General features: G+C 71.2%; 13 protein-coding genes. 4 read left to right on the plus strand and 9 right to left on the minus strand.

Annotated features, from left to right (window positions below):
- Positions 1–1082 precede the first annotated feature (1082 nt).
- Positions 1083–2228 (minus strand): class I SAM-dependent RNA methyltransferase, encoded by a 1146-nt coding sequence (locus VHA72_RS09595; protein WP_325574614.1) that lies wholly within the window; start codon positions 2226–2228, stop codon positions 1083–1085.
- Entirely contained in the window at positions 2225–4246 is a 2022-nt protein-coding gene (locus VHA72_RS09600) for an APC family permease (protein WP_325574638.1), read from the minus strand. The genes VHA72_RS09595 and VHA72_RS09600 overlap by 4 nt, the downstream gene beginning before the upstream one ends.
- Before the next feature lie 78 nt (positions 4247–4324).
- On the opposite strand from VHA72_RS09600, the gene VHA72_RS09605 reads away from it, so the two are divergent.
- Both VHA72_RS09605 and VHA72_RS09610 read left to right on the plus strand, forming a co-directional pair.
- A complete protein-coding gene (locus tag VHA72_RS09605) occupies positions 4325–4972 on the plus strand; it encodes a potassium channel family protein (protein WP_414689782.1) in 648 nt (215 codons plus the stop codon).
- Positions 4973–4974: 2 nt separating this feature from the next.
- Complete coding sequence (locus tag VHA72_RS09610; protein ID WP_325574618.1) at positions 4975–5646, plus strand: potassium channel family protein; 672 nt, start codon at positions 4975–4977, stop codon at positions 5644–5646.
- Between the two features lie 3 nt (positions 5647–5649).
- Here the strand turns inward: VHA72_RS09610 and VHA72_RS09615 are convergent, their stop codons facing one another.
- The 4 genes from VHA72_RS09615 to dut are packed head-to-tail and all read right to left on the minus strand — an operon-like array spanning position 5650 to position 7877.
- On the minus strand, positions 5650–6363 hold the full coding sequence (locus tag VHA72_RS09615; protein WP_325574620.1) for a DUF3159 domain-containing protein: 714 nt from the start codon (positions 6361–6363) through the stop codon (positions 5650–5652).
- On the minus strand, positions 6360–6719 hold the full coding sequence (locus VHA72_RS09620) for an OB-fold nucleic acid binding domain-containing protein (protein ID WP_325574622.1): 360 nt from the start codon (positions 6717–6719) through the stop codon (positions 6360–6362). Before VHA72_RS09620 ends, VHA72_RS09615 begins: the two co-directional genes overlap by 4 nt.
- Positions 6720–6726: 7 nt before the next feature.
- Positions 6727–7377, minus strand: coding sequence for a DUF3710 domain-containing protein (locus tag VHA72_RS09625; RefSeq protein ID WP_325574624.1), 651 nt, complete (start codon positions 7375–7377; stop codon positions 6727–6729).
- Between the two features lie 50 nt (positions 7378–7427).
- Positions 7428–7877 carry a dUTP diphosphatase gene (dut, locus tag VHA72_RS09630; protein ID WP_325574626.1) on the minus strand — a complete coding sequence of 150 codons (450 nt, stop codon included), beginning with the start codon at positions 7875–7877 and terminating at the stop codon, positions 7428–7430.
- A gap of 52 nt (positions 7878–7929) precedes the next feature.
- Between dut and VHA72_RS09635 the strand changes: the two genes are divergently transcribed.
- Positions 7930–8388 (plus strand): DUF3093 domain-containing protein, encoded by a 459-nt coding sequence (locus VHA72_RS09635; RefSeq protein ID WP_325574628.1) that lies wholly within the window; start codon positions 7930–7932, stop codon positions 8386–8388.
- Between the two features lie 39 nt (positions 8389–8427).
- Positions 8428–8730 carry a DUF4235 domain-containing protein gene (locus VHA72_RS09640; RefSeq protein ID WP_325574630.1) on the plus strand — a complete coding sequence of 101 codons (303 nt, stop codon included), beginning with the start codon at positions 8428–8430 and terminating at the stop codon, positions 8728–8730.
- A gap of 125 nt (positions 8731–8855) precedes the next feature.
- On the opposite strand, the gene VHA72_RS09645 is transcribed toward VHA72_RS09640, so the two are convergent.
- From VHA72_RS09645 to VHA72_RS09655, 3 genes are all read right to left on the minus strand, one after another.
- Entirely contained in the window at positions 8856–9146 is a 291-nt protein-coding gene (locus tag VHA72_RS09645) for a DUF4193 domain-containing protein (protein ID WP_325574632.1), read from the minus strand.
- 177 nt (positions 9147–9323) lie between these two features.
- On the minus strand, positions 9324–10130 hold the full coding sequence (locus VHA72_RS09650) for an inositol monophosphatase family protein (RefSeq protein ID WP_325574634.1): 807 nt from the start codon (positions 10128–10130) through the stop codon (positions 9324–9326).
- 58 nt (positions 10131–10188) lie between these two features.
- A partial coding sequence (locus VHA72_RS09655; protein WP_325574636.1) for a ferrochelatase occupies positions 10189–10602 on the minus strand: 414 nt, incomplete at its 5' end.

Raw genomic sequence — 10602 nt, forward strand, 5'->3', positions numbered from 1 at the left:
AGCGGACAGCTTGGCAGCCTCGAGGATCTGGCTCATGGGTGGTCTACCTTTCAAGGGGGAATCGTGAAGCAGGGGCGCTACGCCGCGTAGGGACGAGCGGGTGAGGGTTGCGACGCTGGAAGATCTCGACGCGCCGTCGAAAACGACGGGGCGCGGCAAACCGACCGGCGACCCACAGCCCCGTGTAGCGCTCGAAGCCGGCGTGCTTGCCCTCGCCGAGCACGTTATGCGCCACGCGGCCGGAGCCGATGTGGCTCGGGTAACCTCCCGACATCGTCAGCCCGGGCTCGTGGGACTGGCACGAGATGGTGATGCGCTCGCGCTCATGCGCCGTCGGCGTCCATAGCCTGGAATACGGCTAGGTAACAGTGCACGGGACCCAGCACGCGAACGACGGCCTCGGGGACTGGCGACCGTCGGTGCAGCCATCGAAACCTCCGTAATCGGGTGCTGGAGCAGCCGCCACACCCACCGGGACGTGAGGACGACCACACGATAGGTCGCCGGCGGACCCGACCAGGGTTGCCGTTCCGTCGGCCGGAACCTGCACGCAACCGGGTCGTGCTATGCCACGCTGCCGCCGCCAGGCGATCTGCCCCGTCATGCCCGACGAGGCGTCTGAAACGAAAAGCTGCCGGCTGCCGTGATCTGTTCGGGCCGCAGGGCCGGGAGCGCGAGACTCGCGGGCAAGGCGATGCGGTGGCGTAGGACCCGCCACCTGGGGACTACGACCGGTACAACTGCTCAGGGTTCGGGCAGCTCTGCATGTAAGACGTCTCGGCGACCAGGAGCGACGTGCGCCCTCCTCCATGTCGGCCCCCCACGCCAGGTAGCGGCGTTCATTATCTCGTCGGCCGTGCCCTCGCGGATTCGCGCGCGGGCGATATAGCTGTTGATGACCTCCGCCGGTCCGTGGCCCGCGGCCGCCGCCCGGGCAGCCTGCCGGAGCCTCGGCATAGGCCCGACCATCCAGCGCTCGGCACCGTCAAAGTGCGCCAATCGTCTGGCTCGATCCGCAAAGTGCGCCCAAAGTGCGCCATAAGGCGAGATTTCGTCCCTCGGCAGCGAGACACCGATTTGCATCAGTGCAGGTCAGAGCCCACTTTTGTCAGCAGCGCGACGCACTCGACGTGGTGCGTCATCGGGAACAGGTCGAAGGCCCGCAGCCGCTCCAGCCCGTAGCCGTGCTCGGCGAAGATCGCCACGTCGCGGGCCAGCGCGGCGGGGTCGCACGCGACGTAGGCCACCGCCCGCGGCGACCGGGCGACGACCGCCTCGACGACAGCACGCCGGGCGCCCTCGCGCGGCGGGTCCAGGACCACCAGGTCGAAGCGCTCCGCATACGCCTGCGCCAGCACCGCCGCCACGTCGCCGGCCGCCACCTCCGCCGCCGGCACGTTGGCCGCCGAGAGCCCCGAGGCGCGCCGGGCACCCTCGATCGCGACCACCCGGCCCGACGGCCCGACCCGCTCGGCCAGGAACGCCGCGAAGAGTCCCACGCCGGCGTACAGGTCCAGGACGGACTCCCCCGGGCGCGGGTCGAGCGCTTCCAGTACGGCGTCCACCAGCGTGGCCGGTGCCCCGGGATGGACCTGCCAGAACCCGTCGGCCGCCACCTCGAACGCGTGCTCGCCCACGTGCTCCACCACGATGCCCGGCCCGGGCGTGCGCGCGTCCTCGCGGGCGATCAGGCAGTCCTCGACCTGGATCACGTCGTGCGAGCGGTGCTTACGCATGCCCTTGCCCGGGCCGACGTAGGACTGCCGGGTGCGCCAGCGCAGGCCGGCCTCCATCTCCGGCCCGTCGCCCGGCACGGCCTCGACCGTCACCGGCAGGTCCAGCCCGGCCAGCCGGGCGAGCTGCTCGCGCACCACGTCCGCCTTCAGCCTCCGCTGCGCCGGCAGCGCGACGTGTTGGAAGTCGCAGCCGCCGCAGCGGCCTGGACCGGCGTAGGGGCACGGCGCCTCGACCCGGTCCGGCGACGGCGTCGCCACCGAGATCGCGTCCGCCCGCCAGAACCGGTCGCCGTCGGTCCCCTCGGTGATCTCGATCAGCACCTGCTCGCCGGGCAGGGCGTGTCGGACGAAGACGGCCCGGCCCTCCACCCGCGCGACCACGTGGCCGCCGTGCGCGATCGGGCCGGCGACGACGTCGTACCGCTCCCCCACGTGCGAGCGGCCGCGGGCCTGGCGCTGCCGGACGGACCGACGGCCCGGTGCGCGGCTCACAGGCCGATCTGACTGTCGTGCCCGCCGATGCGGACACTGCCGGGCCGCACCCAGGCCTCCTCGCGCAGCTCGCGGGCCCGGACCTCGCCCGAGTGCAGCTGATAGGGCACCGAGATGACCATCACGCCGGGCGTGAACAGCAGTCGGCCCTTGAGCCGCAGCGCCGACTGGTTGTGGAGCACCTGCTCCCACCAGCGCCCGACGACGTACTCGGGGATGTAGACGGCCACCACGCCGCGCGGGTTGGCCTTGCGGATGGCGGTGGCGTAGTCGACGATCGGCCGGATCAGCTCGCGGTACGGCGAGTGCAGCACCTTCAGCGGCAGGCCGATGTTGCGCTCGTCCCACTCCTCCAGGAGCCGCGCGGTGGCCGCCTCGTCGGTGGAGACGGTGACCGCCTCGAGCGTGTTGGGCCGCGACGCCTGGGCGAACGCCAGCGCCCGCAGGGTCGGCTTGTGCAGCTTGGAGACCAGCACGATCGCATGCACCCGGGTGGGCAGGACGCGGTCCTCGTCGCCGGCCTCAAGCTCCTTCTCGACGTTGTCGTAGTGCCGCTTGATGCCGCGCATGATCAGCCAGAAGAACACCATCGCCAAGATCGCGATCCACGCGCCGGCGAGGAACTTGGTGATCAGGACGACGACCAGCACCGCCGCGGTCAGGGTCAGGCCGATGGTGTTGATCACCCGGGAGCGCTGCATCCGCCGACGGGTGGCCGGGTTGGTGACGACCTTCAGCTCGCGGGTCCAGTGCCGGATCATGCCGAGCTGGCTGAGGTTGAAGGAGACGAACACGCCCACGATATAGAGTTGGATCAGCCGGGTCGTCTGGGCGTGGAAGGCCACGATCAGCACCGTGGCCATCACGGCCAGGAAGATGATGCCGTTGCTGTAGGCCAGCCGGTCGCCGCGCGAGCCGAGCGCCCGGGGCGCGAAGCCGTCGCGGGCCAGGATCGAGCCGAGCACCGGGAAGCCGTTGAACGCCGTGTTGGCGGCGAGCACCAAGATCACGCCGGTGACCACGGTCACGAAGTAGAAGCCCAGGGGGAAGCCGGAGAAGACGGCCTTGGCGAGCTGGGCGATGACCTGGTCCTGCACGGTGTCCTTCGGCAGCGGGTGACCGTGGTAGGTCAGCCGGCTCATGTCGGTCGGGTCGACGTAGTGCAGGCCCATGTGCCGCGCGAGCACGATGATCGTCATCATCATCGTGATCGCGATGATCCCCAGCATGAGCAGCGTGGTGGCGGCGTTCTTGCTCTTCGGCTTGCGGAACGCCGGCACGCCGTTGCTGATCGCCTCCACACCGGTCAGGGCGGCACAGCCGGAGGAGAAGGCCCGCATCAGCAGGAAGACCAGCGCGAGCCCGCCCAGCCCACCGGCCATGCCTGGGGTCGGCGTGATGTCGTACTTCGCACTCTCCACGTGCGGCAGGTCGCCGGCGCTCAGTCGGATCAGGCCAACCACGCCCATGCCGATGATGCCGGCCATGAAGCAGTACGTCGGGATCGCGAACGCCGTGCCCGCCTCGCGGATGCCACGCAGGTTCATCGCGGCCAGGACCACGACCAGGCACACCGCCAGCAGCTCCACGTGACCGTGCAGCGCCGGGATCGCCGAGCCGGCGTAGTTGGCCCCGGAGGAGATCGACACCGCGACCGTCAGGACGTAGTCGACCAGCAGCGCCGAGCCCACGGTCAGCCCGGCGGCGGGGCCGACGTTGACCGTCGCGACTTCGTAGTCCCCCCCACCGGAGGGGTAGGCGTGCACGTTCTGCCGGTAGGACGCGATCACGGCCGTCATCACGATGCCGACCATGATCGCGATCTTCCAGGAGAACGCGTACTCGCTCACGCCGGCCAGCGACAGCATGATGAAGATCTCGTCGGGGGCGTACGCCACCGACGACAGCGCGTCGCTGGCGAAGACCGGCAGCGCGATCCGCTTGGGCAGCAGCGTCTCGCCCAACTGGGAGCTGCGCAGCTTGCGCCCGAGCAGGATCCGCTTCGAGATGTCGCCCATACCCACGACGGGAAAGGCTACGGTACGGCGCGCTCGGGGCGGCAGTGCCGCTACGGTAGCGGCGTGCACGTCGTGATCATGGGCTGTGGCCGGGTGGGGTCGACCCTCGCCCGCAGCCTCGAGGACCGCAACCACACCGTGTCGGTGATCGACAGCGAGCCGGACGCGTTCCGTCGACTCGGGCCCGCCTTCAACGGCGACAAGGTCACGGGCATCGGCTTCGACCAGGAGGTCCTCGAGAAGGCCGGCATCAGACGTGCCGACGCGTTCGCCGCGGTCTCCAGCGGTGACAACTCCAACATCATCGCCGCCCGGGTGGCGCGCGAGACGTTCGGCATCCAGAACGTGGTGGCGCGCATCTACGACCCCGGCCGGGCCGAGGTCTACCAGCGGCTGGGCATCACCACCGTGGCGACGGTGAAGTGGACCGCCGACCAGGTGCTGCGCCGGCTGCTGCCGGCCGGCGCCGAGCCGGACTTCCGGGACATGTCGGGCACCATCCGGGTCGACCAGATCCCGGTGCCGGAGGCCTGGATCGGCCAGCGCACCATTCACTTCCAGGAGCAGTCCCGCAGCCGGATCGCCTGGATCGACCGGCTCGGCGAAGGCGTGCTGCCGGTCCGGGAGAGCGTCATCCAGGAGGGCGACGTACTCCACCTGGTGATGCGCGAGGAGAACGCCGCGCACGCCTACGCCATCATCAAGAAGGGTCCGGAGGAGCGCTGAGGATGCGAGTCGCCATTGCGGGAGCGGGTGCCGTCGGCCGCTCGATCGCCCGAGAGCTCATCGAGGGCGGTCACGAGATCCTGCTGATCGACAAGTCGCCCGAGGCGATCAAGCCCGAGCGCGTCCCGGACGCGGAGTGGCTGCTGGCCGACTCCTGCGAGCTCTCCTCGCTGGAGGAGGCCCGCCTGGACCGCTGCGACGTCGTCATCGCCGCCACCGGCGACGACAAGGTCAATCTGGTGACCTCGCTGCTGGCCAAGACGGAGTTCGGCGTGCCGCGCACCGTCGGCCGGGTCAACCACCCCAACAACGAGTGGCTCTTCACCGAGGCCTGGGGAGTGGACGTCAACGTCTCCACGCCGCGGATCATGTCCGCACTGGTCGAGGAGGCGGTGACCGTCGGCGACCTGGTCCGGCTGTTCACCTTCCGCCAGGGCCAGGCGAACCTGGTCGAGCTCACCCTGCCCGCCGACAGCCCGTACGTCGGCAAGCCCGTGGGGCTGATCCCGCTGCCGGACAACTGCGCCCTGGTCACGATCATCCGCGACGCACAGGTCTACGTACCCTCGCCGGAGCAGCCGATCGAGTCGGGTGACGAGCTGTTGTTCGTCGTGCCGGCCGAGAACGAGGACAGCCTGGAGCGGCTGCTCGCGCCGAGCACCCACGGGGGCTGAGGCTCAAGCCTCCAGCGGGGTCGCGTTGCGGGCCAGCATCCAGACCATCCCGCCCCAGGCCAGCAGCCGCAGCGGCCAGCCCACGCCGAGGCGGATGATGCCGAGCACGAGCACGGCGACGTCCTTGTCCATCAGTCCGCCGTAGCCGAGCAGGATCACCACCCCCTCGACCACCGCGAGGATGGCGCCCGGAGCCAGGAACAGCCAGGTCAGCCGGGTGCACAGCGCGACGATCTGCCGGTTCTGGTGCCACTCCAGCGGGTCGCCGGCCACGCTGCCGACCATGAAGCCGATCAACGGCCAGCGGGCCAGGCAGCTGATCACCATCACGATCGTGTAGACGCCGGTGATCACCACCCCCGGCACGAAGAACGCCAGCGCCTGGTCCTGGGCACTGCCGCCCATCCCCTTGGCGATGTGGACCACCAGCCAGCCGATGGCGATGCCGACGACGGCATTGGCGACGTACTGGATCGTGGAGCGCTGCACCAGGCGCACCAGCAGTGCGGCGCCGGCCAGCACGACCCCGGCGATCAGCGCGCTGCGGATGTCCTTGGTGAGCAGCCACGCGGCGGTGAATGCCAGCCCGGGCAACCCCGCCTCGAGCATCCCGCGGCGGCCGCCCAGGGAGGCGGCCATCTGACGCCGGACGACCGCCTCGACGGTGTCGACGCCGACGTGGGCGTGTTCCTGCTCCTCGACCATCGGCTCGCTCACGGGATCAGCTCGTAGCGGGGGTTGAACACGATCCGGACACCGTCGTGCCGGCCGATCCGGCCCTGCACCTGCAGCGACCGGCCCGGGGTGATGCCGGCGATGCGGCGTCGGCCGAGCCAGACGATGGTGATCACGCCGGAGCCGTCGAACAGCTCGGCCTCCAGGGCCGGTACGCCGCCGCGCGGGCGCAGCGTGACCGTGCGCAGCGTGCCGCGCAGCCGCACCTTCTCCCGGTCGACGGCCTCGGCGATCGGGGTGACGCCCTCGGCGTCGTACTCCTCCTGCAGGTCGCGAGCGTCCTGCTCGGCGCTGTTGGCCCAGTGGCTCAGGTTCCGCAGCAGCCTTCCCCTGCTCACGACGGACTCACTCCACTCGCCGCGCCTGCGGCGGCATGACCAGCGGCAGCGCCTCGCCCTTCGGCATGGCGCCCTTGCCGCGCCGTACGGCGACGTAGCGCAGCACCTGCTCCCATGCCTCGCCGGCCTCGACCTCCATCGCCGGACGCCCCAGGAAGGTCGCCCGCAGCAGCCAGCGGTCGCCGTTGATGCCGATGATCCGGGAGGGCTGCACGCCCTGGCTGCCGTCGGGCATCGTCACCCCGAGCTGGCAGACCAGCTCGGTGCCGAAGGCGCCCTCACGCTGGGTCGACTGCCCACCGCGCTGGGCGACGTCGGCCTCCAACTGCGGCCAGACCTCGGCCCACAGGTCCACGCCACGCGGCGCCGCGAACGCACGCAGCTCCAGCGCGCCGTCCTCGGCGGTGAGCAGGACGGCGGCGATCGCGCCGCTCGCCTCGTCGACCTGCAGCCGCAGCTCCAGACCCTCGACCGGCGGGAGCAGCAGCGAGCCGAGGTCGACGCGCTCCACCGCGGCCGCCTCGGGCGGCATGCTGTCCGCGTCGTAGGGCCCCTGGAGCTGCGCCGGCTCGGCCGGGGTCTCCTCCGCGACGGTCTCGGTCTCCGTCTCGGGCGTGGCGGGCTCCGTGGGCGTGCTCGACTTGCGGCGGAACTTCAACGTGCTGCTCTCTCGTGACGTCTCGGATGGCCGGTCGTGGTCTGCGCAGGTCAGCCCTGCGTGAACCCTCCGGTAGAACCGTATCCTCCCTCACCACGCACCGACGTGGGCAGCGTCTCGACCTCGACGAAGCGCGCGGTCTCGACGCGCTGGATCACCAGCTGCGCGATCCGATCCCCGCGACGCAGCCGGATCTCCTCGTGCGGATCGTGGTTGATCAGCAGCACCTTGATCTCGCCGCGGTAGCCGGCGTCGATCGTGCCGGGGGTGTTCACGATCGAGAGCCCGTGCCGGGCGGCCAGGCCCGAGCGCGGGTGGACCAGGGCGACGTACCCCTCGGGCAGGGCGATCGCGATCCCGGTCGGAACCAGCGCGCGCTCCCCCGGGGCCAGCACCACGTCCACTCCGGTGACCAGGTCGGCGCCGGCGTCACCCGGGTGGGCATAGGCTGGGGCCGGCAGAGCGGGATCAAGACGGAGGATGGCGATGTCCAGCGGCACGGGCGGGACCCTATCTCGCGAGCAGGAGGAGGGGATGAAAAACTCTCCGCTCGTGAGCACTCCCGCGTACGACGAGCGCCTGAGCGTGCCGCTGCGTTGGTGGGTGCAGGGCGTGATGTTCGAGGCCACCTTGTGGATCGCGATGATCGTCTCGATGCCGGCAACGCTCGCCTGGGGGCTGACCGCGGCGATCCTGGCGCTGCTCGCGCTGGCGTTCACCGCCTACGGCTCGGCCCGGATCACCGTCGCCGATGGTCAGCTCCGTGCCGGCCGAGCCCGGATCGAGACGTCGTTCCTCGGGGCCGCGACCGCACTCGACGCCGAGGCCACCCGGCGGGTGGCCGGTCGCGACGCCGACGTGCGCGCCTTCCTGATGCTGCGGCCCTACCTGTCGCGTGCGGTCCGGGTGGAGATCGACGACCCGGCCGACCCGGCGCCGTACTGGCTGCTCAGCACGCGCCACCCGGAGCGACTCGCCGCCGCGCTCACCCAGGTCACCGGCGGGCGCTGAGCGGACCGCCCGGTGCGACTCGGGCGCTAGGCTGCGGCCATGGCGAAGTCGAACGCCCCGAAGGGCTCGAAGGTCTGGTCGGTCTTCTCACTGGTCTCCGCGCTGGGCGCCGCCTCGGTCGCCAGGAAGGTGCTCGACAAGGGCTGGCAGGCCTCCACCGGCCGCAAGCCCCCGGCCAACCCGGCCGATCCGGACGTCGAGGTCTGGGAGGCCATCGCCTGGGCCGCGCTGACCGGCGCCTCGGTGGCGCTGGTCCGGATGCTGGCCCAGCGCCGGGCGGCCAACTACTACGTGAAGTCGACCGGCCACCTGCCCCCGCAGCTGGCCAAGGACGGCAAGTAGCCCGAAGACGAACGAGCGGGCGCGAACCCCATCGGGTTCGCGCCCGCTCCGCGTTCGTTCTGGGCGTGTCTGGCCAGGCGGCGCCGGCGCCCAGCAGGGCGCCCTCCGAACTGCCAGATACGTCGTCAGGCGCAGTCGCGGCAGATCATCCGCTTCGCGTCCGCCAGCTGCGAGCGGTGGTGCACCAGGAAGCAGCTCATGCAGGTGAACTCGTCATCCTGCTTCGGCTTCACCTCGACCGCCAGCTCCTCGTGGGAGAGGTCGGCACCCGGCAGCTCGAACGACTCGGCGGCCTCGGCCTCGTCCTCGTCTACCTTGCCGGAGTTCTTGTCGTGTCGACGCGCCTTGAGCTCTTCGATGCTCTCTTCGGACTGGTCTTCCTCGTTCTTGCGCGGTGCGTCATAGTCCGTCGCCATGCGTCATCCCTTCAATCAAGCTCACCCGGCAGCTGCCCCGAGCCAGCAGCACGGGCCGTGATTGTGCACCATCAGTGCCGCTGCATGCACACCCGGCTCGGAGTGCGACGCATGAACATCCGGTGACGAGCCTCTATTCCCGCTTTTCGCACATGTATTCGGGCGTACGACGCGGGCCTACTCCGGCGCGTAGTACCCCGCGTCGAGCGCCGCCTCACGCAGCTCGTCGAAGCCGTGCTCGGGGGCGACCAGCAAGAACCGCTGACCGCCTAGCCCGGTGGCCACCTCGACCCGTGCCCCGGCGCCCTGCGCGATCAGCCCGGCGGCGGCGTGGTCCCACAGGTGGACGCCCTCCTCCAGGTAGCCGTCGAGGGCACCCTGGGCCACGTCACAGATGTCCAGCGCGCACGAGCCCGCGCGGCGGACGTCGCGCACCCGCGGCAGGAACCGCACCAGGCACTGGGCCTGGAGCCGGCGCAGCGCGGCGTCGTAGGAGAAGCCGGTGGCGACCAGCCGATGCGAGAGCGGGGTGGCGGGCCGGACCGCGATCGGCTTGCCGTCGCGCAGGGCGACCACCCCGTGAGCACCGTCGCCGCCGGCGTACGCGCTGAACTCGACGCGGCGTGCGACGTCCACCACGACCCCGGCCACCACCTCGCCGTCGCGCTCGGCGGCGATCGAGACGGCGTAGCGCGGCAGGCCGTAGAGGAAGTTCACGGTGCCGTCGATCGGGTCGACGATCCAGCGCACGCCCGAGGTGCCGGCGACGTCGTCGCCCTCCTCGCCGAGGAACGCGTCGTCGGGCCGCTTGGCCGCGATCATCCGCCGGATCAGGTCCTCACTGGCCCGGTCGGCCTCGGTGACCACGTCGGTCTCGGTCGACTTGGTGGCGGCCACCTCGATCCTGCGGGCGGCCCGCTCACGGACCAGGTCGGCGGCCGCCCGGGCGGTCTCCTGGGCAACGGCGAGCAGTTCGGCGCTCACACGGGGCCCGTCGTCTCGCCGGTCGTGGCGCGGTGGAGCGAGCATGCGGCGGGGGCGATCATTCGCCGACCCCGGTCAGGGTCGGCTTGGGGTCGCGCGGGTTGGCGCAGCAGCCCACCGGGCAGCGGTCCCACAGCGGTCCGATGTCACCGACGCAGGCCCGGATGACGTCCTCGCCGCGCTCCACCGCGGCCCGCTCCAGGAGCAGGTCGCGGACCGCGGCCACGAACCGCGGGTCGGTGCCGGCGGTGGCACTGCGCACCGCCGCGATGCCGAGCCGCTCGGCGGTGGCCAGCGCCTCGGTGTCGAGGTCGTAGACGACCTCCATGTGGTCGGAGACGAACCCGACCGGGCAGAGCACCGCCGCGCGCACGCCCTGTCTCGCCAGCTCCTCGAGCCGGTCGTTGACGTCCGGCTCCAGCCACGGGACGTGCGGCGCGCCCGAGCGCGAGCAGAAGACCAGCTCGTGCTC

The sequence above is a fragment of the Nocardioides sp. genome, assembly GCF_035547795.1.
Lineage (GTDB): Bacteria > Actinomycetota > Actinomycetes > Propionibacteriales > Nocardioidaceae > Nocardioides.

Bases quoted from the DNA above. Each gene is read 5' to 3' on its own strand.
- VHA72_RS09640 (WP_325574630.1), top strand. From the start codon at position 8,428: ATGGCGAAGTCGAACGCCCCGAAGGGCTCGAAGGTCTGGTCGGTCTTC.
- VHA72_RS09645 (WP_325574632.1), bottom strand. From the start codon at position 9,146: ATGGCGACGGACTATGACGCACCGCGCAAGAACGAGGAAGACCAGTCC.
- VHA72_RS09605 (WP_414689782.1), top strand. From the start codon at position 4,325: ATGGGCTGTGGCCGGGTGGGGTCGACCCTCGCCCGCAGCCTCGAGGAC.
- VHA72_RS09610 (WP_325574618.1), top strand. From the start codon at position 4,975: ATGCGAGTCGCCATTGCGGGAGCGGGTGCCGTCGGCCGCTCGATCGCC.
- VHA72_RS09600 (WP_325574638.1), bottom strand. From the start codon at position 4,246: ATGGGCGACATCTCGAAGCGGATCCTGCTCGGGCGCAAGCTGCGCAGC.